Annotated in this window: 17 protein-coding genes and 1 pseudogene; 5 read left to right on the top strand and 13 right to left on the bottom strand. The window is 68.9% G+C overall.

Going from position 1 to position 24,604, the window contains the following annotated elements; all coding sequences use genetic code 11:
• Both A9976_RS12285 and A9976_RS12280 read right to left on the bottom strand, forming a co-directional pair.
• Positions 1–195, bottom strand: a pseudogene (locus tag A9976_RS12285) (helix-turn-helix domain-containing protein); the annotation flags it as partial.
• A 97-nt stretch (positions 196–292) separates the two neighbouring features.
• Positions 293–2,923, bottom strand: coding sequence for a FimV family protein (locus A9976_RS12280; RefSeq protein WP_183019242.1), 2,631 nt, complete (start codon positions 2,921–2,923; stop codon positions 293–295).
• A gap of 100 nt (positions 2,924–3,023) precedes the next feature.
• Here A9976_RS12280 and A9976_RS12275 point away from each other — a divergent pair, with 100 nt between their 5' ends.
• The 4 genes from A9976_RS12275 (at position 3,024) to A9976_RS12260 (ending at position 8,042) form a co-directional block, all read left to right on the top strand.
• Positions 3,024–4,562 carry a 3-hydroxyacyl-CoA dehydrogenase gene (locus A9976_RS12275; protein ID WP_183019241.1) on the top strand — a complete coding sequence of 513 codons (1,539 nt, stop codon included), beginning with the start codon at positions 3,024–3,026 and terminating at the stop codon, positions 4,560–4,562.
• Between the two features lie 170 nt (positions 4,563–4,732).
• Positions 4,733–5,452 carry a Crp/Fnr family transcriptional regulator gene (locus A9976_RS12270; protein ID WP_012205125.1) on the top strand — a complete coding sequence of 240 codons (720 nt, stop codon included), beginning with the start codon at positions 4,733–4,735 and terminating at the stop codon, positions 5,450–5,452.
• Positions 5,453–5,603: 151 nt separating this feature from the next.
• On the top strand, positions 5,604–6,689 hold the full coding sequence (locus tag A9976_RS12265; RefSeq protein WP_183019240.1) for a phosphotransferase: 1,086 nt from the start codon (positions 5,604–5,606) through the stop codon (positions 6,687–6,689).
• Between the two features lie 78 nt (positions 6,690–6,767).
• The gene (locus A9976_RS12260) at positions 6,768–8,042 is read left to right on the top strand and encodes an acyl-CoA dehydrogenase family protein (RefSeq protein WP_183019239.1); all 1,275 of its coding nucleotides are present in this window, start codon (positions 6,768–6,770) and stop codon (positions 8,040–8,042) included.
• A 70-nt stretch (positions 8,043–8,112) separates the two neighbouring features.
• Here A9976_RS12260 and A9976_RS12255 read toward each other — a convergent pair whose 3' ends face one another.
• The 8 genes from A9976_RS12255 to A9976_RS12220 all read right to left on the bottom strand — a co-directional run bounded on the left by A9976_RS12255 (position 8,113) and on the right by A9976_RS12220 (position 19,447).
• Complete coding sequence (locus A9976_RS12255) at positions 8,113–9,600, bottom strand: efflux transporter outer membrane subunit (protein ID WP_183019238.1); 1,488 nt, start codon at positions 9,598–9,600, stop codon at positions 8,113–8,115.
• 1 nt (position 9,601) lies between these two features.
• Positions 9,602–11,596, bottom strand: a complete 1,995-nt coding sequence (locus A9976_RS12250; RefSeq protein ID WP_046986457.1) for an ABC transporter permease — start codon at positions 11,594–11,596, stop codon at positions 9,602–9,604.
• Positions 11,596–12,783, bottom strand: a complete 1,188-nt coding sequence (locus A9976_RS12245) for an efflux RND transporter periplasmic adaptor subunit (protein WP_183019237.1) — start codon at positions 12,781–12,783, stop codon at positions 11,596–11,598. Before A9976_RS12245 ends, A9976_RS12250 begins: the two co-directional genes overlap by 1 nt.
• Positions 12,784–12,832: 49 nt before the next feature.
• A complete protein-coding gene (locus A9976_RS12240; protein ID WP_183019236.1) occupies positions 12,833–13,210 on the bottom strand; it encodes a DUF3325 domain-containing protein in 378 nt (125 codons plus the stop codon).
• Positions 13,207–14,922, bottom strand: coding sequence for a PepSY domain-containing protein (locus A9976_RS12235; RefSeq protein WP_183019235.1), 1,716 nt, complete (start codon positions 14,920–14,922; stop codon positions 13,207–13,209). The genes A9976_RS12240 and A9976_RS12235 overlap by 4 nt, the downstream gene beginning before the upstream one ends.
• A 1-nt stretch (position 14,923) precedes the next feature.
• Positions 14,924–15,259, bottom strand: a complete 336-nt coding sequence (locus A9976_RS12230; protein WP_183019234.1) for a DUF3649 domain-containing protein — start codon at positions 15,257–15,259, stop codon at positions 14,924–14,926.
• Between the two features lie 204 nt (positions 15,260–15,463).
• Positions 15,464–17,959, bottom strand: coding sequence for a TonB-dependent receptor (locus tag A9976_RS12225; protein WP_183019233.1), 2,496 nt, complete (start codon positions 17,957–17,959; stop codon positions 15,464–15,466).
• 132 nt (positions 17,960–18,091) lie between these two features.
• A complete protein-coding gene (locus tag A9976_RS12220) occupies positions 18,092–19,447 on the bottom strand; it encodes a sigma-70 family RNA polymerase sigma factor (protein ID WP_183019232.1) in 1,356 nt (451 codons plus the stop codon).
• A gap of 470 nt (positions 19,448–19,917) precedes the next feature.
• Here A9976_RS12220 and A9976_RS12215 point away from each other — a divergent pair, with 470 nt between their 5' ends.
• Complete coding sequence (locus A9976_RS12215) at positions 19,918–20,298, top strand: hypothetical protein (RefSeq protein WP_183019231.1); 381 nt, start codon at positions 19,918–19,920, stop codon at positions 20,296–20,298.
• A gap of 103 nt (positions 20,299–20,401) precedes the next feature.
• Here the strand turns inward: A9976_RS12215 and fhuE are convergent, their stop codons facing one another.
• The 3 genes from fhuE to A9976_RS12200 form a co-directional block, all read right to left on the bottom strand.
• Complete coding sequence (gene fhuE, locus A9976_RS12210; protein ID WP_183019230.1) at positions 20,402–22,936, bottom strand: ferric-rhodotorulic acid/ferric-coprogen receptor FhuE; 2,535 nt, start codon at positions 22,934–22,936, stop codon at positions 20,402–20,404.
• Positions 22,937–23,077: 141 nt separating this feature from the next.
• Entirely contained in the window at positions 23,078–24,061 is a 984-nt protein-coding gene (locus A9976_RS12205) for a FecR domain-containing protein (RefSeq protein WP_183019229.1), read from the bottom strand.
• A gap of 5 nt (positions 24,062–24,066) precedes the next feature.
• The gene (locus A9976_RS12200) at positions 24,067–24,549 is read right to left on the bottom strand and encodes a sigma-70 family RNA polymerase sigma factor (RefSeq protein WP_183019228.1); all 483 of its coding nucleotides are present in this window, start codon (positions 24,547–24,549) and stop codon (positions 24,067–24,069) included.
• Positions 24,550–24,604 lie beyond the last annotated feature (55 nt).

Genomic DNA, 24,604 nt, shown 5'->3' with positions numbered 1-24,604 from the left:
AAGCCCGGATGATGCCGAACTCCAGTTTTGGCGACCATGCTTGCGCAGCCACACCAACACGGTCGAACGGCCCTGGATGCCGTAGCGCTCCTGGGCCTGTTTGTACGTGAGATCGCCTTTTTCCACCTGATCGACCACCGACAGCTTAAAAGCCAGCGTGTAGTCCCGCTGCGTGCGTTTGACCCTTGATTCCATTGACTTGCCTTTTCTGAGAGGAAAAGGTGTCAACCCAGGTCAGGACGGGTCAACCCCAACAAAAAAGGGAGCAGATGCTCCCTTTTTTTGCACTGCCTCATCCCTTGGGCGGTTCCTTGTCGTCTGCCTGCGGCGACGGGGCCTGTGGTGAGGTGCGAAAGGCCGGATCGGTCTCGCGCGACAGCAGCATGTCCACCGAGCGGCCCAGCGGCTCGTCCAGGCCACGGTGCTCACGCACGGTGCCGGGCGGCTCCAGCTCCCACTGGTCCAGCGCCAGGTCCATGTCCAGCGGCGCCTTGAGATTGTGACTGCTGAAACCCACGGCACCCGAGCCGGGCACCGACAGCGCCACGGGCGGAAAGCGCGAGGGCACATCGACATGCGGCAGCTCATTCTCGCCCAGGTCCGTGAGGTCTATGTCCAGCAGCGGTGCCGACTCATCGTGGATGAAGGAAGGCGCCTCGCCCAGGGGCAGGGCACGCACCTGGCCTGCGGGCAGTTGGCCGGCCTGCTCCAGATCGAAGTTCAGGGGCTGCAGTTCGAAGTGCAGCGGTGCGGACAATGAGTCCGGTGCGCTGCTGCCCGCAGGCTTGTCGCCGCCGCCGACGGCACCCGTGGACAGCGGCAGCGTGTCCATGGGGGTGAACTCCAGGCCCGGCTCCTGCGGCGTCAGGGAGGCCGGCTGCTGTGCAGGTTCTATCGGCGGCCGCAGTTCGGCCATCCAGTCCACGCCCGTGGGCGTGGATGCAGGAGCCTGCGCAGGTTCTGCGGCCGGCGTGAAGGCCGCTGCAGTGGCCGCCACCATGCGCGGCGTGGTGCGCTCGCGCGGGCCGGGCTCGCCGCGCGTCCCGGCAGGAGAGGTGCGCGCAATGGACAGCAGCAGCAGCAGGTCGTCGAAGGCGGCCAGATCGAAGGGGGCAGGCGCATCGGGGTCGGGTGCACCGTCCTGCTTGAACAGGTAGTGCGCCAGACAGACTTCGACTTCGTCCACGGGCCACAGGGCCTCGATGCGTGCCAGTTGCTCGGGATAGCCCTGCAGCAGGCTGCTGCCCTTGTCGGTGAAGCCCGGCATGGCCGGCACACGGGCGTTGAAATGCTTGGCAAAACGCGCGCGCAGCTGGTCGAAATCGTCGCGGCGGCTCAACGTGTAGTACAGGTGCAGCAGCTCCAGATAGGCCAGCGGCGAGGAATCCTCATGCGTGTCGATATGCGAGCGCAGCAGTTCGATGGCCTGCTGGTGCTCGCCCACCGAGATGAAGAATTCCGCCTGTTGCTGCACGTCGAACAGTTCGCCGGGCTGCACCATGCGCCTGGCCTTGATGGCCTCGGGCGCAGACATGGACGCAAGTGCCGGGGCCTGCGGCGCAGGCTCGGTTCCCAGCTCGGCATGCACGGACACAGGCACGGGAACGGTGGCCGGGCCGAAGTCGCCGGGGTCCACATCCTCATGCAGCTCGTAGGTCACGCCGGGGCGCATCTGGGCGCCGCGCTGCACATAGGGCGAAGCCAGGGTATCCGGTCCCCGGCGGTCGTCCTGCTGCGGTGCCGCAGGCCGGTGATCACGCAGACTGGGGGCCATGGGCCGCGTGGGTCTATGGGGATCCAGGGAATGCGGCAGGGTGTTGATCTCGTCATCGCGCGAATGCGGCGGGGTCGACGGCACGGGGTCCTGCGACGAACGCTCCACCGATTCCCGCCAGGCGTTCTGCTCGCGCGAGAACAGCGAAGCGCCCGAGCGCATGCGCCAGGCCATCCAGCCGATCACGGCCACGGCGGCAATCAGGGCCAGCAACAGCGCATTGAACAGCCAGGATGAGCCGCCGGATTCCTGGCGCATTGCGTCCAGTTCGGCCCGCAACTGGGCCAGTTGCCCGCGGTCCACGCCGTCCCGCTTTTTGAAGGCCGCCATCTCGGCCTCCAGCGCCTGCACGCGCTTGTTGGCCTCGGCCAGTTGCTCGCTGTTGGCATCGGGAATGAAGGGCGCAGGCGCTGCGCCGCCTTCGGCAGCACCCGTTGCAGCGGCTGCGCCAGGGGCACCCGGCGTGCCGCCCGTTCCCAGCCACTCCTCCACCGGCTCCATGCGCAGCCGCGGCTCGATGCGCAGGCCCGCCTGCAATTGCCCGGCCTGGGCCTGGGCGGTCACGCCCACGGGAGGCTTGGACTTTTCGGCCACGGCCTTGGGTTTCGGCTTGGGCTTTGGTTTGGGCTGGAGCTGCGCCTCCTTGGGAGCGGGCGCCGTGGCTGGCCGGACATCCGACCGCGCACTGCGGCCAGTGGCCGCGCGGGAGGGCGTCGAAGAAGATTCAGAAGCGGTGCCTGCAACACCAGCGGCGCCCACGGCCGGCAGCGCAGGCTGCGCCGCTGCCAGTTCACGCACGTTGATCGGCTGGTTGCCTGCGGCGCCCACCGAATCCGGCAGTTGCGCCAGCAGCGTGTAGCTGCGGCTGATGCCACCTTCGCAGCCCGCCCACAGCTTGAGCGTCACGACGGGCTCGTCCACCGTATAGCTGGACTGCACCCGCACAGCCTTGCCCGACGAGGTCGGGCTGACGCGCACGCGCGAGGATTCGATGGGCCTGTCACCGGCCAGCAGCTCGGCGCGCACGCAGGAGCTGCCGGCATCGTTGCCGCTGTCGGGCTGCAGGCCCACCACCAGGTCGAACGGAGCGCCCAGCACCACGTTGCCCCGGGGACTGCCCAACGACAATGCGGACGCGTTCCAGGCCATGGAGGACAGGGCGACGCCGAGAATGGTGCTACAAATTCTCACATCAGCCTTTCTTTGAACGCTTGCATTTTTGCATAGACACCTGTAGGACACCTCCTCTATGTATATGATCCAAAACAACATTTCTACTATCAGGAACATCGGATTGATAGGCGCAGGCATCATGGGACAAGGCATTGCCCAGCTGGCCGCCCAGGCAGGCGTCAGCGTGCTGCTGCAGGACGCGCGCCCGGGCGCTGCCGCGCAAGCGCAGCAACAGCTGCTTGCGCTTTGGGACATGCTTGAGAAGAAACAAAAAATAACAAGTGAGCAGGCCGCAGATTGCAGGGCCCGACTGACGGTGGCGGATGGCCTTGATGCCTTCAAGAACTGCGATCTGGTGATCGAGGCCATTGTCGAGCGCATGGACGCCAAGCAGGCGCTGCTGCGCGAGCTGGAAACCATCGTCCCGCACGGCACCATCATCGCCAGCAACACCTCGGCCCTGTCCATCACCACGCTAGCGACGGCGCTGCGCCATCCGCAGCGCTTTGCCGGCTTTCACTTCTTCAACCCGGCGCCGCTGATGAAGGTGGTGGAGATCGTGCGCGGCCTGGCCACGGACGAAGCCACCTGCGCCACGCTGGCGCAGTTTGCACGCAGCTTCGGCCACACGCCGGTGCGGGCGCAGGACACGCCGGGCTTTCTGGTCAACCACCTGGGCCGCGGCTACGTGACCGAGGCGCTGCGTATCGTGCAGGAAGGCATTGCGGACTTCGCCACCATCGACCGCATCCTGCGTGACCAGGTGGGATTCAAGCTCGGCCCGTTCGAGCTGATGGATCTCACCGGCCTGGATGTCACCCATGCCGTGATGGAGCACATCTACCACCAGTACTACCAGGAACCGCGCTACCGCCCCAGCCCCATTGCCGCGCAGCGCGTGGCGGCCGGCCTGCTGGGCCGCAAGACCGGCCAGGGCTTTTACCGCTATGCCGAAGGCCGCGCCGAGCAGCCTGCCGAGCCTGCCGTGCCGCAGGTGCAGACGCTGCCACCAGTCTGGGTGTCCGCACGCGCGGCCCGGCGCAACGAGATCTACCAGTTGCTCAAGAGCCTGGGCGCACGCATTGAAACCGCGCAGGCACCGACCGAGCAGGCCTTGATCCTGGTGGCGCCGCTGGGCCTGGACGTGACCACGGTGGCTGCCGTGGAGCGGCTGGACTGCACGCGCACCATGGGCATCGACATGCTGATCGCCGACACCGACACGCGCCGCCGCGTGCTGGCCACCACGCCGGCCACGCGCACCGACATGCGCGATGCGGCCCATGCGCTTTTTGCGAGCGACGGCAAGGCCGTCAGCGTGATCCGCGACAGCGGCGGCTTCGTCACGCAGCGCGTGGTGGGCTCCATCGTCAACATCGCCAGCGACATCTGCCAGCAGGGCATCGGCAGCCCGGCCGACCTGGAAAAGGCCGTGACCCTGGGCCTGGGCTATCCCGTGGGCCCGCTGGCCATGGGCGACCGCTGGGGCCCCACCAACATGCTGGAGGTCCTGTTCAACCTGCAGACCGTCTACGGCGACCCGCGCTATCGCCCCAGCCCCTGGCTGCGCCGCCGTGGCGCGCTGGGGCTGAGCCTCACGCACGAGGAGCCATAAGCCCTGCAAAGCCGGCGACCCGACGCACGACGGGTCGCCTTTTTTTCGCCGCCCTGCCCCGTTTTCGGCAGGCCCAGACACCGAAGTGACAGGCCCGCTGGCGGCATGCTGCGCCGCGGCGGTCCCACACGCGACAATGTGACCGTCATCAGTCACGCAAAAGACAGGCCATGGACGACCCGATTCTTACCATCGAAGAACGTGAAGCGATCAATTCCGGTCGCTGGTTTTCATCACTTTCTCCATCGCTTCGGCACGACATTCTTCGATGCGCTTACGTCAAACGGTTCAAAGATGGCACGCTCATCTGCGCACGCGGAGAACCGCCCGAGGAATGGATCGCCTGCGCCCGGGGTGCGGTGCGCGTGAGTTCGACCTCGATCACGGGCAAGCAGATCACGCTGGACTACGTGGAGCCGGGCATCTGGTTCGGCGACGTGGCCATCCTGGACGGGGACAAGCGCACGCACGATGCCTATGCGCACGGCGAGACCACGCTGCTGTGCGTGTCCAAGACCGACTTCAAGAAAATCCTGTCCATGCATGTGGAGTTCTCGGAAGCCATGCTGCGCCTGCATGCACGGCGCATCCGCCAGCTCTACGGCCTGGTCGAGGACCTCAACACCCTGCCGCTGCGCGCGCGCCTGGCCAAGCAGCTGCTGCACCTGGTGCGCAGCTACGGCGTGACCAGCCTGTCGGATGGCAGCGAGATCCGCATCGGCCTGCACCTGGCGCAGGAGGAACTGGCCCAGTTGCTGGGCGCCTCGCGCCAGCGCGTGAACCAGGAACTCAAGGCCATGGAGCGCGAGAACGCCATCCGCATCGAGCCCGGCGGCCTGGTGGTCTGCGACCGCGACACGCTGCTGCGCATCGCCGCGCCCGACGCCTGAACCTGCGCGGCCCCCACCGCGCCGCGTACACACAACCCTTTCCTTCACCGACCGGACGCTCGCGCCGGCCGGTGCCTTGCCGCGCCCGTGCCGCGCGGCTGCTCCCCTTTCTAGAACCGGTTTCCGAACCGATCACAGGACTGACTGCCCCATGAGCACTTTCGACCATTTCGTAGGCACGCGCCCCGTCTCCGACCAGCACGCATTCGACGTGCCCGCGCTCACCGCCTGGATGCAGGGCCATGTGCAGGGCTTTGCCGGCCCGCTGCAGGTGGAGATGTTCAAGGGCGGCCAGTCCAACCCCACCTACAAGCTGATCACCCCGGGCCGCAGCTACGTGATGCGCTCCAAGCCCGGCCCCGTGGCCAAGCTGCTGCCCTCGGCCCATGCCATCGAGCGCGAGTTCCGCGTGATGAAGGGCCTGGCCGGCACCGACGTGCCCGTGCCCCACATGTATGCGCTGTGCGAGGACGAGTCCATCATCGGCCGCGCCTTCTACATCATGGAGTGCATGGAAGGCCGCGTGCTCTGGGACCAGTCCCTGCCCGGCATGGAGCCGGCACAGCGCGCAGCCATCTACGACGAGATGAACCGCGTGATCTCGGCCCTGCACACCGTGGACTTCGCGGCCCAGGGCCTGGCCGACTACGGCAAGAGCGGCAACTACTTCGAGCGCCAGATCGGCCGCTGGAGCAAGCAGTACGTGGCCTCGGTCACCCAGCCCATCCCCGAGATGGACAAGCTCATGCAGTGGCTGCCCGCCCACATGCCGGCCAGCGCGCTGGATGCCTCGCGCGTGTCCATCGTGCACGGCGACTTCCGCCTGGACAACCTCATGTTCCACCCCACCGAGCCGCGCGTCATCGCCGTGCTGGACTGGGAGCTGTCCACCCTGGGCCACCCGCTGGCCGACTTCAGCTACCACTGCATGAGCTGGCACATCCCGGCCACGCTGGGCCGGGGCATCGCAGGCAAGGACCTGGCGGCCCTGGGCATTCCGGGCGAAGAGGAATACATCCGCCGCTACTGCGAGCGCACGGGCCTCAAGGACGTGGACACGCTGCGCGCCGACTGGAACTTCTACATGGCCTACAACATGTTCCGCATCGCGGCCATCCTGCAAGGCATCGCCAAGCGCGTGGAGGCCGGCACGGCCTCCAGCGCCCAGGCCAAGGCCTCGGGCGACACCGCCCGGCCCATGGCCGAGCTGGCCTGGTCCTTTGCCCAGCGCAGCTGAGCCATCCAGACCTGCCCCATCACTCACCGATCACCCCGTTTCCACCACAAGCGACAAGCCAAGAGAAGGAGCGCATCCATGGACTTTGAATATTCGCCCAAGACCAAGGACCTGCAGGAACGCCTGCTGAAGTTCATGGACGAGCACATCTATCCCGGCGAAAAGGACTATGCCGCCGAGATGGAGGCCAACACCGCCGCAGGCAAGCGCTGGACGCCGCTGCAGACCATCGAGAAGCTCAAGCTCAAGGCCCGGGAGCAAGGCCTGTGGAACCTGTTCCTGCCCGTGGACAGCGCCGAGGCCGCAGGCTACAAGGGCGGCGGCCTGACCAACCAGGAATACGCGCCGCTGGCCGAGATCATGGGCCGCGTGCCATGGTCCAGCGAAGTGTTCAACTGCTCGGCGCCCGACACCGGCAACATGGAGACCATTGCACGCTACGGCAGCACCGAACTCAAGGAGCGCTGGCTCAAGCCGCTGCTGGAGGGCAAGATCCGCTCGGCCTTCGCCATGACGGAACCCGAGGTTGCCTCCTCCGACGCCACCAACATCTGCACCCGCATCGAGCGCCAGGGCGACGAGTACGTGATCAACGGCCACAAGTGGTGGATCTCGGGTGCCGGCGATCCGCGCTGCCAGGTCTTCATCACCATGGGCAAGACCGACCCCGATGCGCCCAAGCACTCGCAGCAAAGCATGATCATCGTGCCCGGCGACGCGCCCGGCATCCGCATCGTGCGACCGCTCAACGTCATGGGCTATGACGATGCGCCGCACGGCCACATGGAGATGTACTTCGAGAACGTGCGCGTGCCCGTGGGCAACATCCTGCTGGGCGAGGGCCGTGGCTTCGAGATCGCCCAGGGCCGCCTTGGCCCCGGCCGCATCCACCACTGCATGCGCCTGATCGGCCTGGCCGAGCGCGCGCTGGAGCTGATGTGCAAGCGCGCCAGCTCGCGCATCGCCTTCGGCAAGAGCGTGGCCCAGCAGACCGTGACGCAGGAACGCATCGCCGAGGCGCGCTGCCGCATCGACATGGCGCGCCTGCTCACGCTCAAGGCCGCCTGGCTGATGGACATTGCCGGCAACAAGGTGGCACGCAGCGAGATCGCCATGATCAAGGTCGTGGCCCCCAGCATGGCCTGCCAGGTCATCGACTGGGCCATGCAGGTGCACGGCGGCGGCGGCATGAGCGACGACTTCCCGCTGGCCAGCGCCTACGCCCACGCGCGCACGCTGCGCTTTGCCGACGGCCCGGACGAAGTGCACCGCAACGCCATCGCCAAGTGGGAGCTGGGCAAGTACGGCGCCTACGGCAAGGATGCCGGCGTGCCCATCACGCGCGGCAGCTGAGCAGGCTTCAAGCCTGAGGCCTCAGGCCGCACACCCGGCAGGACCGGGTGGCGGCCCTGGCCCTCCCCTCTCAGCCAGGTGGCAATGCCCCCTGGCTTTTTTGTGCCTGCCTTTCCGGCATTTCAGTGCCCAGGGCAGGCGGCTCCCAGCCACCGCCCAGCGCCCGGTACAGCGCCACGCGCGCCTGCAGCTGCAGCAGGCGCTGCAGCACGGCATCGTCCTGCGCCGCGTACAGCGTGGTCTGGGCCTGCAGCAGGGACAGCAGGCTTTCCGCCCCGGCCTTGTAGCGCAGCTCGGCCAGCGACACGGCCTGGCGGGCCTGGGCCAGCACCTCGGCCTGGGCCTCGGCCTGGGCCTTCAGGCCGTGGACGGCGTTGAGCGCCAGGTCCACATCGCCATAGGCCGCGACGATGGACTTGTAATAGCCGGCCAGCAGCTCCTCGCGCCGTGCCTGGGCGCCATCGCGCTCTGCCGCCAGACGGCCGCCGTCGAAGATGGGGCCGGCCAGTCCGGCCAGCAGCGAATAGACCGGCTCGCGCAGCCAGTCGCTGGCGCGGCCCGCGCTGGTGCCCGCGCTGCCCGTGAGGGTCAGCCGGGGCCATAGTGCAGCGCGCGCAGCCTGCAGGTTGGCGCTGGCGGCGGCCAGCTGCGCTTCGGCATTGGCAACGTCCGGGCGGCGCTGCAGCAGTTGCGTGGGCAGGCCTGCGCCGATCTCGGGCAGTTGCAGGGCCTGCAGCGAGTCCGTGGCCAGCGCAGGGCGCCGGGCCTGGCCCAGCAGCACGGCCAGCGCGGCATCGGCATCCTCGCCCTGGCGGCGCAGCGTGGCCAGGGCCTGGCGCTGGCTGGCCACCAGGCCCCGCTGCTGGGCCAGCTCCAGCTGGGTGGCGGCACCGGCGCGTGCACGCGAGTCCACCAGGCCCAGCAGCCGCTCGGCATTGGCCACGTTGCGCGCCGCAATGGCCTGGCGCTCGCGCAGCGCCACGGCCTGCAGCCAGCCATGGGCCACCTGGGCGGTGACCGTCAGGCGCACCGTGTCCTGGTCGAATCGGCTGGCCTGCCAGGCCGCCGCCGCCGCATCGCGCGTGGCGCGGTTGCGGCCCCAGAAGTCCACCTCGTACGAGGCCGTCAGCGCGGCGCCGTAGACGCTGGCCCGCCCGCCCGACACCTGTGCATGGTTCATGCGCTGGGCGCGCAGCTCGCCATTGAGCGAGGGCAGCAGCGCCGCGCCCGCCTGGCGCGTGGCCGCCTCGGCCTGGCGCACGCGGGCCATGGCGGCGGCCATGTCCAGGCTCTGGTCCTGGGCGGCCTGCACCATGCCGCCCAGCTCCGCACTGCCAAAGGCCTGCCACCACTGCGGCGAGACGAAGGCAGGGACGGCTTCGCCCTGCTGCTTCCAGGAAGCGGCCAGCGCAGGCGCCTCCCTGTCCGGCACCGTCTGCTGCGCGGCGCATCCGCCCAGGGCCGCCAGGGCCAGGGCGATGCAGCCCAGGCGGGCATGGCGCACAGGCTCCCGACGCATTGGCGCCCAGCACATTGTCTTGTTGCTCATGTCTTTCATCTCACTCTCCCGCCAGCGCACGCACAGGGTCCAGCCGCGCCGCCGTCTTCGCCGGCATGTAGCCGAACACCAGTCCCGTCACCACGGCGCAGGCAAAGGCGCCCAGCATGGCGCGCACCGAGAACACCACGGGCACGCCCGCCACGATGAGCACCACGCCCACGGCCAGTCCGGCCAGCAGGCCCACCGTGCCACCCACGAAGGTGACCAGGCTGGCCTCGGTCAGGAACTGGCGCAGGATGTCGCGCTGGCGCGCGCCCGTGGCCATGCGGATGCCGATCTCGCGCGTGCGCTCGCGCACCGTCATCAGCATCACGTTCATCACGCCGATGCCGCCCACCACCAGGGAAACGGCAGCAATCAGGCCCAGCATCACGGCCATGCTCTGGCGCGTGGCCGCCTCGGCCTGTATGCGCGCTGCCGCATTGCCGATGCCGAAGTCCTCGCGCCCGCCGTGGCGCGCCAGCAGCAGCTTGCGCATGGCCTCCTCCGCCTCGTGCACCACGTCGGAGGACATGGCCTCGATCACCACATAGTCGGGCTGGGTCTGCGACTGGTAGACGCGCGCACGGCCCGAGCGGTAGGGAATGAAGACCATGTCGTCATAGTTCTGCGCCCCAGAGTCCGCGCCGCGCTCGCTCATCACGCCGATCACCTCGAAGGCCGAGGTGCCGATGATCAGCTGGCGGCCCAACGGGTTGGGCGTGTCGGGGAAGAAGTGCTGGTGCGCCTTGTGGCCCAGGACCACCAGGGGTGCCAGGTCGCGGTCCTCGGCCTCGGTGTAGTAGCGGCCCTGGGCCACCTTCCAGTGGTGGACCAGGGGCATCTCCTCGCTGGCGGCGAAGACGTAGATCTGCTTGTCGGCCTTGCCGTAGCGCACGGTGATGGGGTCGCCGATCACGGGCATGACGCGCCGTATCTCGGGCAGCTCGCGCACGGCGGCCAGGTCTTCCTCGGTCATCTGGCCGGCCGGCCCGCCTGTGGCCGGCGGCTTGCTGCCCATGTAAAGGATGGCCGTGCCCATGGTCCCCATCTGCTCGACCACCTTGCGCCGCGCGCCCTCGCCGATGGCCAGCATCACGATGACCGAGGCCACGCCGATGACGATGCCCAGCAAGGTCAGGCTGGTGCGCACGCGGTTCATGCGCATGCCGCGCCAGGCGCTGCGCGCGGCCTCGAACAGTTCCGCCAGCCAGGGCGCGCCGGCGCTGCCGCGCTGCGGCGTGAGCGGCAGGGCGGCAGCGCCCGCATTCACCCCATTTGCGGCATCGTCGCGCTGGCTGTCGCTGGTGATGCGGCCGTCGCTGATCTCGATCACGCGGCGCGCCTGGGCGGCCACGGTGCGGTCGTGGGTGATGAGGATGATGGTGTGGCCCGCATCGGCCAGCTCGCGCAGCAGGGCCATGACCTCGGCGCCGCTGTGCGAGTCCAGCGCGCCCGTGGGCTCGTCGGCCAGGATGATCTGGCCGCCGTTCATCAGCGCGCGCGCAATCGACACGCGCTGCTGCTGCCCGCCCGACAGCTGGTTGGGCCGGTTGCCCAGGCGCGAGCCCAGGCCCAGGCGCTCGAGCAGCGCACGGGCGCGCCGCACGCGCTCTTCCTTGGGCAGGCCCGCGTAGATGGCGGGCATTTCCACGTTCTCGCTGGCGCTTTCGCTCGCTATCAGGTGGTAGCCCTGGAAGACGAAGCCGAAGGCCTCGCGCCGCAGCCAGGCCAGCGCGTCCGAGTCCAGCGTGGCCACGTCCTGGCCCTGGAAGTGGTAGCTGCCCTCGCTGGGCCGGTCCAGGCAGCCCAGGATGTTCATCAGCGTGGACTTGCCCGAACCCGAGCTGCCCACCACGGCCACGAACTCGCCCGCGCGTATCTCCAGGTCGATGCCGTGCAGCACGGTGACGGCGGGCTGGCCGCTGTCGCCGCCGCCGTAGTGCTTGGTGATGCCGCGCAGCTCTATCAGCGGTGCGGTCAGCGGCGCGCCGGCCTGCATGCCCTGCGCCATCACCATTGCAGCCACCGCGGGCCACGGTCCAGCGGCGTCTCGCCGACGATGACCCGCTCGCCTTCCTGCAGGCCCTCCAGCACCTCGGCCTGGTGGCGGCTGCGCACGCCCAGGCGCACGGTGCGTTCCTCGGGCTGGCCCCTGGCGTCCAGCACGCGCGCTGTCTGCGCGCTGCCGCCCTTGTCAGCCACGGCCATCAGCGGCACGGTCAGCGCCTGCGCGGCCTGGCCGGTGACGAAGACCACCTGGGCCGTCATCTGGGGCATCAGCTCGGCGTCTTCGTTGTCCACGTCGAACAGCACGGTATAGGCCACGGCCTTGGTGGCGGGCGCAGGCGCCTGGCCCGCATTGCCGCCGGCCGGCGCCTGGCTGGCCGATGGCGAAGGCAGCACCTGGCGCACCTTGCTGGACCAGCGCCGGGGCTTGGCCTGGTCGGCGCCGCCCAGCGTGGTGAAGTACACCGGCATGTCGTCGCGCACGCGGCGCACGTCGGCCTCGGACACTTCGGTCCACACCGTCATGGCCGACAGGTCGGCAATGCGCAGGATGTTGGGCGTCTGGTAGGTGGCGTTCAGCGTCTGGCCCTCGCGCGCCTCCACCGAGACCACGGTGCCGGCCATGGGCGCGTAGATGCGCGTATAGCCCAGGCGCGCCTCGTCGGCCTTGAGCGTGGCCTGGGTCTGGTCGATCTGGGCCCTCAGGTGCTCCATGCGGGCGCCGGCTGCGGCCAGGTTGGCTTCTGCCGTCTGCAGGTCTTCCTCGCGCGTGGCGCCATCGCGGGCCAGTTGGCGCTGGCGCGCGAGCTGCTGCTCGGCCAGCTTGCGCAGCGCCTGCTGCTCGGCCAGCTGGGCGCGCAGGCCGGCCAGCGAAGCGCGCCCCGCATCCACCGTGGCGCGCTGCACGCTGGGGTCGATCTCCACCAGCAGCGCGCCCTTCTCCACCTGGGCGCCGGGCTCCACGCGCAGCCGGGTGACCTGGCCCGACACCTGGGCGCCCACGTCCACATAGCGGCGCGGCTGCAGCGTGCCGATGGCCGTGACGGTGGACTCGATATCGGTGCGCACCACGTTTTCGGTCTGGTAGGCCACGGCCGGGCGGCTGCCCCACCAGGCGGCCGCGCCACCAGCCACCGCCACCAGGACCGCCGCGACGGCAATGGTTCTCCAGCGTTGCTGCGTGCGCGTCATGCTTGCCTCCCGATCACACACACCCCGAACTGGAACGAAAGCAGGAAACTCATCTGAAAAACCCCGTAGTACCGAAACTGAAAACAATCCACGCCAAATCCGCCACGGCAAGCACGCCGGCCGACCAGGCCAGCCGCGCCGCCCAGCGTGCATGGACGCTGATCAGGGCCACGGCCATCAGCGCGCCGGCGGACACGAAGCCCAGCCAGGCCACCGTGCCCACCGTGCCGCCCCAGCCCGAGAGGACGGGCACAAGGGCCAGCGCCAGCAGCGCCGTGCCCAGGCCGCGCAACTGCGGGCCGCGGCGGGCCGGCAGCTCGCGCGCGCCGGTCAATTGTTCGTAGTGGCGGTCCATGGCAAAGGCCAGGGCCGCCATGCCTGCAAAGGCCAGGGCCAGTGCGGCCAGGGATGCGTGCAACGTGCTCATGCCTGCACCTCCGAGCGGCCGGCCACGGCGGCCTGCCCCTTGGCCGTCCTTGCCTTGGCGGCGGCACCCGCGCCGCGCCGCGCCAGCCAGCGCCACGCCCAGGCGGCCGCCAGCCCCGTGGCCAGGCAGAACAGCTCCACGCCGGCGCTTTCCCAGTCGCCCTCCAGCATGTGGGCGGACAGCGGTTCGCCCACGGTGATCCAGTTGAGCAGCGGCAGCAGCAGGCACATCAGTGCCAGCAGGCCCATCTGCTGGCGCCAGGCGGTGGCTGGCGCGCAGACCAGCGCATGCACCAGGGCCAGCGCCCACAGTCCGAAGAACACCCCAAGCTCCCAGCCGCCCCGGTGCGCAAGGCCCACCGGCACCAGGCGGTTGGCCCACAGGTAGCCTATGCAGCCCAGGCCCAGGCCGGCGATGGCGGCCACATTCAGCCCCTCGACCAGCCGGTACACGCGCGCCGTGGCGCTGCCGAACTCGCCCTGGTGGCGGCTGCGGCGCTTGACCATGAAGAGAATGGCGCCCGTGGCCATCATGGCCGCGCCCGCCAGGCCGCACAGGAAGTACAGCCACTTCATGGCCAGCCCGCCGAACTTGACCATGTGCAGCCCGCCCATGACCGCCTGGGCCAGCGAAGGGGTGCCGCCGTCGGCGCCGCCGGGCAGGCGTACCTGCAGCACCTCGCCCGTGGCGGCCGAGAACATGGCCATGCCCGAATTGGGGCTCAGGCGCTGATGTGCACGGTCATCGCTGTTCCAGCCGTAGACGCCGATGCGTGCCGATGCATCGCCGGGATGGTTGATGACCACGGCGCGCACGGCCTGGCCCATCAGCTCCTGGCCACGCCGCGCAAACGGCTCCAGATCGGGCACCGCCAGGGGCTTGCCGGACAGCGCGGGCGGTCCGGCCTCGTTCATGTCGGCGATGAAGGCCGTGCGTGCCGCCTGGTCCGTGCCATAGACCGTCCAGACGCCAACAGGCATGAAGCTCAGGCTGGAGATGGCGATGCCGGTATAGGCAATCATGAACTGGAAGGGCAGCGTCAGCACCGCCACGGCGTTGTGCGCGTCCAGCCAGCTGCGCTGGCCCTTGCGTGCGCGAAAGGTGAAGAAGTCCTTGAAGATGCGCTTGTGCGTGATCACGCCGCTGACCAGGGCCACCAGCATGGCCATGGCGGCAATGCCGATCACCCACAGCCCCACCTGTCCCGCATGCAGTTCATAGTGGAAGTCCACGAAGTGGTTGCCGCCCATGGTGGCGCGCGCGGCGCCGTGGCCGTGGCCAGCCGCCATTTCCTCGCCCGTGACGGTGTCCAGCTCGGCATCGGCGTACTGGCGGTTGGCGTCGAACCAGTACACGTGCAGGTCGCCGCCGCCCTTGTCGTCGGACGGCCAGATCTCCCACATCTGCGCGCCCTGGTGGTGCTTTTGCATGTAGGCCGCGCCCCAGGCCAGGCGCTGGCCCAGGTCCGCACCCTGCCCGGCCGGCGCGGCGGCGCGCGCTGCCGCCTCGGCCGCCTCCTGGGCATGGTGCTCGGGCGTCATCCAGTGCGTGATGGCCTCCTGGAACACGGCCAGCGAACCCGTGAGGAACACCGCGAACAGCAGCCACGAGAACCACAGCCCGCACCAGGTATGCAGCCAGGCCTGGGCCTGGCGGAAACCGCCCGTGGCAGCGCCGCTGCCGGGGACCTTGCTGATCTGCGCCTTGGCCATCTCAAACGCCCCCGCCATTGCGCGCCAGCAGCAGCGCGGCGCCGCCCATCAGGGCCGCAGGCACCAGCAACCCCAGCCAGACCCGGCCCGCCGAAACCGGCGAGAACGCCCAGATCACCGCCAGCGCGTGCAGCGCAAAGCTCCACTGCATGCCGGCGATCACGGCATCGACACGCGCGCCGGGCAGCGCAGCGGCCAGGAAGGCCGCCAGCGCGCTGGCCAGCGCATAGCCGCCGAAGACGGCGGCCAGCAGGCGGGACAGGACAAGCAGGCCCGGATGGACGGGCCTTTCGGCATGGGTGATATCTGCAGGATCAGCGGGTTGGGATTGGGGCATGTAATGGGTATTCGGATAAGCACAGGAACGCACGAATGCGTGCAAACAAGGGGCCAGACGGATGCCGTGATGCGGCGGCCGTCAAGGCCCTCCTCATACATGACAAACGAGATCGAAAAAAAGGCCAGCCGCAATGGTTTTCGCCATTGCGGCCAGTGGCCTGGGTCGGACTGGGGCGGGCCCTCCTGGACCCCACCCCGGCCCTCAGAAGGTGCCGCGCAGCGTCAGCACCGCATTGCGCGGCTTTCCATAGAAATTGCCGCCGCTCGCATAGCCCACGGTCTGGTAGTACGTCTTGTCAAAGATATTGTTGAGATTCAGGGAAACCGTCCAGCGCGGATCGATCCGGTACTGCACCATGGCATTGACGACCGAATAGCCGCCCTGGGTGAAGTTGTAGCGGCCGACTTCATTCCAGTCGGCGTCATACAGCGTATCGCGCACATGGTGCTTGCTCTGGATATGGGCGCTGGCGCCAATCTTCCAGCGCGACAGCTCGCCCGGCAGCACATAGGCCGTGGACAGCTTGAGCAGATGGCGCGGCGTGATGCTGCTGTAGGGCGCATCCTCGGTCTTGTCGCGCGTGGTGGTGTAGGTGTAGCCGGCCGCGATCTGCCAGCCGGGGCGCAGCTCGCCGCCGATCTCGGCGTCAAGGCCGCGGCTGGTCACCTTGCCCTGCGGCAGATAGCAGCAATTGCCCGACCATTCCTCGTGATTGCTCGGATAGCGCGTATCCGTCACCGCCGTGCCCGTGCGTACCACGTTGAAAAGGCTGAATGTGGCATTGAGCCGGCCATCGGCCAATTCACCCTTGAAACCGGCCTCATAGCTCTTGCCCTTGACCGGGTCCAGCGAATTGCCCGGAGGAGGCCCCGACTTGGACAGCGCCTGCGGCTTGAGAATCGAGGAATAGCTCAGATAGGCCGACCATTGGTTGTTCAAGTCATAGATCACCCCGCCATACGGCGTGAACTTGGCCGGCTCGGAAAAGCGGCTGCCCGATGCCAATTCCCACTGGCCCGCCGCATCCAGCGACTCATAGACCTGGTTGAAGCGGTACTTGGCATAGCGCGCGCCCACGATCACATGCAGGCGGTCCGTCGGATGCAGGCGCAGCACGCCATAGCCGCCCGACTGGTCCTGGCCCCAGGGGTTGTAGCGACGCGAGATCTGGCCGGCCGGCGCGGGGCGCCAGGCGCCAGGGTTTTGGACATCGATGGGCTCCACGCCCGTGGGATCGGTGGAATAGCCCACGTTCCAGAAGCTCTCCACCTTCTGCCGGTCCATGCCCAGCAGGATTTCGTGCGTGCGCCCGCCCAGGTCGAAGCTGCCGGCCAGGCTGGCGTCCAGCACGGTCTGCTTGTTCTCGTACAGGTAGTGGCCGCCGCCGTTCCAGTTCACGCCCAGGCCGGTTGCGGGGTCCAGCGTGCCGTAGCCGAAGGCCGTGGTGCCGTCATAGTCCGACTTGGTGCGGGTCAGGTTGAGCTTGCCCTTCCAGCGTGCGGAAAAGCGGTGCTCCAGTGCGCCGAACAGCTCGCTGTTGTCCTTGCGGCCCGTGGCCCAGGGCTGGGTGAAGCTGGTGTGGCGCGGCAGGCCGATATCGCTGCCGTCGCTGTAGCGCGGCACATCGCCGCCGCCATCGCCGCGCGTGCGGATCTTGCCGCGGCTCATGCCCACGGTCAGCAGGGTGTCGGGCGTCAGGTCCGCCTCGACCACGCCGTAGAACTGGGGAGCGCGCGTGTGCTTGATGTCCACGAACTGGTCCGTGTCCTGGTAGGACAGCACGGCCCGGCCGCGCACCCGGCCATCGAGGGCCAGCGGCCCCGTGGCATCCACCATGGTCTGGTAGTTGTTCCAGCTGCCGATGGACTGCTGCACCACGAAGCGCGGCTCGGCCAGCGGCTTCTTGCGCACGATGTTGATGATGCCGCCCGGGTCGCCCACGCCGCCCAGCAGGCCCGAGGCACCGCGCATCACCTCCACGCGGTCGTAGAAGTCCATGCTCTGGTTGACGCTGTAGGTGTACTGGGCGATGTTCAGCGGCGCGCCGCCGTCGATCTGCATGCTGTCGATCTGGAAGCCGCGCGAATAGAAATAGGTGGAGTCGAAATTGATCTGGCTGGTGGTGATGCCGGGCGTGGCGGCCAGCGCGTCGCGGATGTCGTTCATGCGGCGGTCGTCGAGCTGCTGGCGCGTGATCACCGACACCGATTGCGGGATCTCGCGGAACGACTGGTCCGTCTTGGAGGCGATGCTGGTCACGCGGCTGGTGTACGAGCCCGTGCCCTCGGTCGTGCCGTCGATGGCCCGGCGCGCGCTCACCCGCACTTCGGCCAGCGTCTTCTCGATGGTGGCGACGGGCTGCACGGTCAGCGTGCCCTCTTGCACATGGCCCTGCAGGCCGCTGCCGGCCAGCAAATCATCCAGCGCCTGGCGCAGCGGCAGCTCGCCCCGTACGGCCGGCGCCTGCCGCTGGGCGGCCAGCGAGGGCGTGAACACCAGCTGCAGTCCGGCCTGCCGCGCGAACTGATCCAGCGCGCTGGCCAGCGGCTGCGCCGCTATGTCGAAACGCAGCGTCTGTGCGGCCGGCTGGGCCAGCGCCGCCTGCAGCGGCATGGCCAGCCCCAGGCAGAGCACGGCATGGGCCAGCGGATGGAGGGCGGCGCGGCAGGCGCCGGAAGAAGGGAAAAGCGGATGCATGGAAATCGTCCTTGGCAGTGATGGAAGGGACCCACAGGGATCACTGCCATGACGACTGGCCAGGAAAACTCCTGAAAAATAATGTGCGCCCCGCTGCCGTGCGCATGCAGTTGCTCTTGCCACCGTCACGCCTCAGCCCGCCGTGGCCACCAGCAGGCCACCGTCGGCCTGCCTGCGCACCTGCACCGGCAGTGCATGGGGCAGCGCCCGCACCCAGGCATGGGCCTTGGCGATGCGCACGCGCCCGCTCAGGGGCAGGCGCGCGGCCTCGGGCGTGGCCTGCAGGTCGAACGGCGCATAGCGCGACAGTCGCGCCAGGGCCTCGCCCAGCGTGGCGTCGGCAAACACCAGCTCGCCATGCCGCCAGGAGGCGGCCTGCCCGGCATCGCCCCGGGTCTGCGTGGCCACCGTGCCTTCCAGGCGCAGGCCCTGGCCTGCAGACAATTCATAGAAGCGGCCGCCATGCGCACCGGATTCCACGCGCACACGCCCCGACTCCACCTGCACCGTGACCTGCTCCTGCCCCTGGGCGCCCGTGGCCAGTTCCACGCCGAAGCGGGTGCCCAGCACGGTGACGCGCACGCCGCCGGCCTGCACGGTGAAGGGCCGCTGCGCATCCCGCTCCACCTCGAAGAAGGCCGCGCCCTGCGTCAGCTGCACCGCGCGCCGCGTGGCGAAATACTCCACCTGCGCGCTGCTGAGCGCGTCCAGCAGCAGGCTGGAGCCATCGGGCAGGCCATGGCGCACCTGCTGGCCGCGCAGGCTGGACCAGCCGGCCTGCCACTGCACATGCGTGTCGCGGTAATGCCGCCATTGCTGCCAGCCCAGGCTGCCGCCCAGGCCGAACCCGGCCACGCCCAGCAGCGCGGCCAGGCTGCGCCGCCGCCCCGCACGCCGTTCACCCATGCTGCCGGGCCGCGTGCCGCGCCAGCGGTGCAGTGCATCCTCTATGCAGGCATTGGCCTGTATCAGGTCGCGCTCCACGGTGTTGAGGCTGACGCCCAGGCGCTCGGCAATCTCGGGCTGGCGCTCGCCCTGCACGCGGTGGGCGATGAAGGCGGCGCGGCAGCGCTCGGGCAGGCTGTGCAAGGCGGACTCCAGCACGGCCAGCGCCTGGCGGTACATGACGGAATCGGCCACATCAGGCGCATGGCTGGGCGCCAGTTGTTCATGGACTGCCGCCTCGCCCAGGTAGCGGGCATGGCGCTGGCGGCGGCGGTGCGCATCCAGCGCCATGTGCTGGGCCATCACGGCAAGATAGGCCGTGGCGTCGCGCGGCATCTGGGCCGGATTCGCGGCCCCGGCCAGGTCTGCGGCCTCGGCCGGGGCGCTGCGCGCGTGTTCCGCCAGGCGCAGCCAGGTGTCGTGCACCAGGTCGCCCGCCTCCTCGCGGCTGCCCGTGCTGCGCGTGGCGGCACGCACCAGGTCGGCATAGGCCCGGTCGAAGCCGGAAAGCAGAGCGCGGGTGAAGGAGGCGGACAAATCCATGGGGCTGGATCATAACCGCGCAAAGAAGAATCATTCTCAATAAACGCAATGCATGCCGGGCTCTTTCAGCGGTTCCTGGGCCATCCTGAAAGGGCGCGATCGCAAGGTGCAGCGGGCCGCACGCGCTATCATCCGCACCAGCCCCCTGTTCCGGGGCCGGTGCTTCAAAACACCTTCACCACACAGCGGCTGAGCCTTCCCGAAAGAAGGCCTCGTCACGTCTGAACACCTGGCAAGTGGGCTGCCGCCCGCTCGTCCAAACGATCACGGGCGGGATGGGGCTGTCCGCAAGGCTGCCCGCACGTCTGTGTGCGTGTTTTGAACATCCCGTCCACCTTTTCCGTGCTTCAAAACGCGGGATTGGCGGTTTCAAATCTCACACAGGAGTACGGAACCATGAACGCCGTTTCTCTCGCATTCGCCTGCGCGCCCTCTTTTGGCGCCGCTCCTTCCATACGGAAGGCCAAGGCATGACCTCCACCCAGCCAAACCAGCCCACCCCCGCCACAGGCAGCCACAGCACCCGGCAACTGTCCAATGCCCTCACCCAGGTGGACCATCTCGTGCAGCAAGGCTGTGCAGAGATCTCCTCCATCGCCCAACTGGCCCTGGCCTGGCTGGAGACCCCCAAGGGCCATCGCCACATGGACGTGGTGGCCCGCGCACTGCAAAGCATCCGCGACAGCGCCGAGACACTGGCCGACTACGCCGGCACCGAGGCCCAGGCCATGGGCTGCGGGTTCGAAGACCCGGCCGAGATGCGCCGCGCCAAAGCGGCCGAGGCGGCTGCCAAGGCCATGGCGCACCTGCTCGATTGCCGAACCCACGGCCCGATGCGCCCGCTGGGCTGAGTGACTCTGCAAGGCTGCTGGCTCCGCAATGGGCGCCAGCGGCCTGCACCGCCGTGCCCGAATGCTGCCGTGCCGACTCCACCCCACTCTCGCAGAGACAGGTTCACCACTTGTAGTTCAGCACCGCCATGGCCTGGCGCGGCGTGCCGAACTGGCCCTGGCCGTCGATGTTGACGTAGTACTTCTTGTTGAAGAGGTTGTTCAGGTTCAGTTGCAGCGAGAGCCTGGGGCTGAAGGCATAGCGCGCCATGAGGCTGGCGGTGGCGAAGGATTTCTGCTCGAAGAGCAGGTCACTGCCCGCCACGAAGACGCTGGCGCGGGTGCGGCTTTGCCATTGCAGGCCGCCGCCCACGGTGAGCTGATTCCATCCACCGGGCAGGCGGTAGGAAGTGAACAGCTGGGCCTGGGTCTTGGGCGCCCAGGCGTTGATGGACAGGCCCTGGGCGTCACGCGCGACGGTGCGGGCAATGCCGGCCGACAGGTTCCAGCCCGTGGCCAGCTCGCCCGAGACCTGGGCCTCGAAGCCCTTGCTGGTCACGCCCTTGGCGCCGTAGTAGGCGAAGTCGGTGGTGCCGGGCACGACCTGGCCTTCGTCCAACTGGGCCACGTTGTCCTGCTGGATGCGGAAGACGGACAGCGAGCTGTTGAGCCTGCCGTTGAGGTGCTCGCCCTTGATGCCGATCTCCAGGCTCTTGCCGGCCACGGGGTCGAGGTAGGAACCGGCACGGTCCCGGTAGTTCTGGGGCTGGAAGATGTCGGTGTAGCTGGCATAGGCGGAGAAGCCTTCGCTCAGGTCCAGGACAACGCCGGCATAGGGGATGAAGACATCGTGCGAGCGGTTCTCGCTCAGGCTGCGCACCTTCCAGCTGCTCTGGCGCCCGCCCACGATGAGCTTGACCGGATCGGCCAGCGACAGGCGCAGCGCGCCGTACAGCGCGTCCTGGCGCGTGTGGTCCAGGCTGCTGGTGGTCAGCGGCCCCCAGGTGGGCTCGGCATAGGAGCCGTCCCATTGGTAGTAGTTGCCCACGTCCTGCAACGGGCTGGTGCGCGCATGGCCGGCCTTGTGCTCGCGGGCGCGGCTGCTGGTCAGGCCCACCACGGCCTCGTGGCGGCGCCCGCCCAGTTCCCAGCCACCGGTCACCTGCAGGTCGGCGCTGTTTTGCTGGAAGCTGTATTCGGAGTAGTTGGGCAGGGCGGCCATGCCCAGGCCGGTGGTGATGTCGGGCTGGCGCATGAGGTACAGCAGCTTGGCGTCGTAGGCGCTGTCGCGGTGCACGAAGTTGGCCTTGAGCTTCCAGTCGTTGCCGAAACGGTGCTGCAGGTTGGCGAAGATGTTTTTGTTGGTGCTGTTCCAGCGCGTCCAGTTCGCGGCCGTGGTCTTGGAGGTACTCCAGTCGGCTGGCATGCCGTTCGTGAAGACCAGCGGCAGGCCGCCCCAGGTCGAGCCGGTGGGCCGGTTGGACTGGTAGTCGGCGCCCACGCTGAGCGTGGTGTCGGGCGTGAGGTCGGCATCGATCACGCCGTAGAAGACCTGCTTGCGCGCGTGGTAGAGATCCACATGGGAGTCGCGCTCTTCGGCCATGCCTGCGACGCGTGCGCGGATTCGGCCGTCCTGCGTCAGCGGCATGGACAGGTCCACCGTGCCGCGATGGTGGTTCCATGAGCCCGCGCTGGCCGAGGCCGAGCCCGTGAACACCTTGCTGTTGGCGTGCTTGCGCACCATGTTGATGGAGGCCGACGGATTGCCCGCGCCCGTGAGCAGGCCCGTGGCGCCGCGCACCACTTCGACGCGGTCATAGATGGTGGTATCGGTGCCCGAGTCACCGTAGAACGACAGGCCGATGGAGGTGGGCACGCCGTCGTACTGCAGGTTGTCCACGTAGAAGCCGCGCGAGTAGAAGTCCGAGCGGTCGCTGTCCGAGCTGACAACATGGATGCCGGTGACGCTGCGCATGGCGTCGTTGAGCGAGAGCAGGCCCTGGTCCTCGATCTGCTGGCGCGTGAGCACGCTGACGGACTGCGGCGTGTCGCGCAGCGACAGGCTCAGGCCCGTGGCCGCCGCCGTGGCCGGCGTGGTGTAGGAGCCCGAGCCTTCGGTGGTGGGGCTGGCCTGGGCCGAGGCCGTGACCAGCACGGTCCTGAGGGTCTGTGAGGACCCCGCGCCTGCCCCACCCGCAGCATCCGCCGCGCCGGAGGTGGCAGGCACCACGGGCATCTCGCGCAGGGTGTAGCCGCCACCGGCCGAGCGCACGGCCGCCAGCGGCGTGCCCAGCAAGGCGCGGTCCAGTGCCTGCTCCACGGTGAAGCGCCCGCTCACGCCGCCGCTGCGCAAGCCTTCGGTGACGGCCGAGCCGAAAGTGACCAGCACGCCGGCCTCGCGGCCGAGCTGGTTGAGCACGCTTTCCAGCGGGCCGGCTGCAATGCTGTACTGGCGTTGCTGCGAAGCACCGGCAGCGGGCTGCGCCCAGGCCTGTGCCGGAGCCAGGGCGCCCGCGGCGGCCAGCCCCACCAGCGTGCCCGCGCACAGCACCTGCAGCGCCAGCGCCACGGGGCGCAACGCCGGGGCCGCCGGGGATGGGCGGACGGTGGAGGCGGCAGTCTGCCGCATGGAGTTCTGGCGCATGGTCTGAGGGCGCATGGAAAGGCCTTGTTGCAATGGTTGTAGAGAAGCGTTGGCGCACGCTGCGGTGCGCTCCTGTCTCTGTTGACAGCCATCGCCGGCAAATCAGCTCAAATTTTTTTCAGGAAAGTGCGAAGGCCTTCATGCCGGCCGTGCCGCTCATGCCTTGCCCGCTCCGGCAGGCCGCACCATCACCCAGTAGCGCGAGAAGGAGTGGATTTCCACGGGCAGCGACGAGGTCAGCGCGGCCAGCACGCGGTCGGTGTCGGCCAGCGGATAGGCACCGGAGACGTGCAGGCCGGCCACGGCCGGGTCGCAGCCCAGGCGCCCGCGCCGGTAGCGGCCCAGCTCGGCCAGGAAATTCTCCAGCCGCATGCGCGAGGCCACGAGCATGCCTTCGGCCCAGGCGCTGGCCGCCGTGTCCAGCGCGCCGGAGTGCACGGCCTGCTGGGCCGTGAACGTGCCCTGCTCTCCCGCATCGATGCGCTGCGCGGCATGCGGGGCATGCGCGGGACGCAGTTGCACGGCGCCTTGCAGCACGCCCACTTCAACGCCGGACTCGCGCTCGCGCACCGTGAAGCGCGTGCCCAGGGCCTGAACGGCGCCCATGGCGGTCTGCACGATGAAGGGACGGTGCAGGCTGTCCGGCGCGGTCTGCACGAGGATTTCGCCACGCACCAGCTCCAGCACGCGCTCGGCCGCGCCGTAGCGCAGATTGAGGGCGCTGCCGGTGTTGAGCACCACGCTGCCGCCGTCGGGCAGCGGCAGCCGGCGCTGCTCGCCCACGGCAGCCACCTGGTCGGCCGTCCAGCCGCGCCAGGCCTGCGAGCGCACGACGGCCGCGGAGCCTGCGCCCGAGACCAGCAGCACGGCCAGCGCCTGCACCGCACGGCGCCTGCCGGCCGAGCCGGGTGCGGCCAATGCGGCCCGCGCCAGCGGCATGGGAATGCCGGCCATCTGGCTGCCCATGGATTCGATGCGCTGCCAGGCGGCCTCATGCTCGGGGCTGGCCGCACGCCAGCGCTGCAGGCCAGCGTGCTGCCGGGCCTGGGCCTTGCCGGAGTTCAGTTGCAGCCACCATTGCACGGCCTGGCGGGCCACTTCGGCAGAAATGGGAGAAGAAGCGGAAGGGAACGCCTGCATGCCGCCTACTCCGGGAAGAAACAGCGCATGGCCGCCTTGGCCAGATGCCGCTTGACCGTGGAGATGGAGATGCCCAGCTCGGCAGCGATCTCGCCATGGCCGAGCCCTTCGAGCTGGGCCAGCAGGAAGGCCTGCTTGGCCAGCGCGGGCAGGCGGCCCAGGCGGCGGTCTATCTCCACCAGGGTCTCCAGCACCATGAGCCGGACCTCGGGCGGCGGCGCCACGGGCTCGGGCATGGCGGCCAGGGCATCGAGATAGGCCTGCTCGATGGCGCGGCGCCGCACCTGGTTGATCAGCAGGTTGCGCGCAATGGTGGTCAGGTAGGCGCGCGGCTCCTGGAGCTGGTCCAGGCCCTGGGCGCCCAGCACCTTGAGGAAGGTGCTCTGCGCCAGATCGGCCGCGTCGAAGGCATTGCCCACCTTCTTGCGCAGCCAGCCCTGCAGCCAGCCGTGGTGGGCCAGGTACAGGGATTCGACATGGGCGGACAAGGAAGGCGATGGGCTGGACACGCGGCGACCCGAGATTGAGAATAATTCTCAATTA

The sequence above is a fragment of the Delftia sp. UME58 genome (genome assembly GCF_014170385.1).
Lineage (GTDB): Bacteria > Pseudomonadota > Gammaproteobacteria > Burkholderiales > Burkholderiaceae_C > Comamonas > Comamonas acidovorans.
The sequence above is the reverse complement of the archived record's forward strand: the minus strand, read 5'-3'. Positions and strand labels throughout refer to the sequence as shown.

What these genes read in the sequence shown, in the direction of transcription:
- A9976_RS12280 (WP_183019242.1), bottom strand. Translation starts at nt 2,923, where the DNA reads ATGGCCTGGAACGCGTCCGCATTGTCGTTGGGCAGTCCCCGGGGCAAC.
- A9976_RS12275 (WP_183019241.1), top strand. Translation starts at nt 3,024, where the DNA reads ATGTATATGATCCAAAACAACATTTCTACTATCAGGAACATCGGATTG.
- A9976_RS12270 (WP_012205125.1), top strand. Translation starts at nt 4,733, where the DNA reads ATGGACGACCCGATTCTTACCATCGAAGAACGTGAAGCGATCAATTCC.
- A9976_RS12265 (WP_183019240.1), top strand. Translation starts at nt 5,604, where the DNA reads ATGAGCACTTTCGACCATTTCGTAGGCACGCGCCCCGTCTCCGACCAG.
- A9976_RS12260 (WP_183019239.1), top strand. Translation starts at nt 6,768, where the DNA reads ATGGACTTTGAATATTCGCCCAAGACCAAGGACCTGCAGGAACGCCTG.
- A9976_RS12255 (WP_183019238.1), bottom strand. Translation starts at nt 9,600, where the DNA reads ATGAAAGACATGAGCAACAAGACAATGTGCTGGGCGCCAATGCGTCGG.
- A9976_RS12250 (WP_046986457.1), bottom strand. Translation starts at nt 11,596, where the DNA reads ATGGCGCAGGGCATGCAGGCCGGCGCGCCGCTGACCGCACCGCTGATA.
- A9976_RS12245 (WP_183019237.1), bottom strand. Translation starts at nt 12,783, where the DNA reads ATGACGCGCACGCAGCAACGCTGGAGAACCATTGCCGTCGCGGCGGTC.
- A9976_RS12240 (WP_183019236.1), bottom strand. Translation starts at nt 13,210, where the DNA reads ATGAGCACGTTGCACGCATCCCTGGCCGCACTGGCCCTGGCCTTTGCA.
- A9976_RS12235 (WP_183019235.1), bottom strand. Translation starts at nt 14,922, where the DNA reads ATGGCCAAGGCGCAGATCAGCAAGGTCCCCGGCAGCGGCGCTGCCACG.
- A9976_RS12230 (WP_183019234.1), bottom strand. Translation starts at nt 15,259, where the DNA reads ATGCCCCAATCCCAACCCGCTGATCCTGCAGATATCACCCATGCCGAA.
- A9976_RS12225 (WP_183019233.1), bottom strand. Translation starts at nt 17,959, where the DNA reads ATGCATCCGCTTTTCCCTTCTTCCGGCGCCTGCCGCGCCGCCCTCCAT.
- A9976_RS12220 (WP_183019232.1), bottom strand. Translation starts at nt 19,447, where the DNA reads ATGGATTTGTCCGCCTCCTTCACCCGCGCTCTGCTTTCCGGCTTCGAC.
- A9976_RS12215 (WP_183019231.1), top strand. Translation starts at nt 19,918, where the DNA reads ATGACCTCCACCCAGCCAAACCAGCCCACCCCCGCCACAGGCAGCCAC.
- fhuE (WP_183019230.1), bottom strand. Translation starts at nt 22,936, where the DNA reads ATGCGCCCTCAGACCATGCGCCAGAACTCCATGCGGCAGACTGCCGCC.
- A9976_RS12205 (WP_183019229.1), bottom strand. Translation starts at nt 24,061, where the DNA reads ATGCAGGCGTTCCCTTCCGCTTCTTCTCCCATTTCTGCCGAAGTGGCC.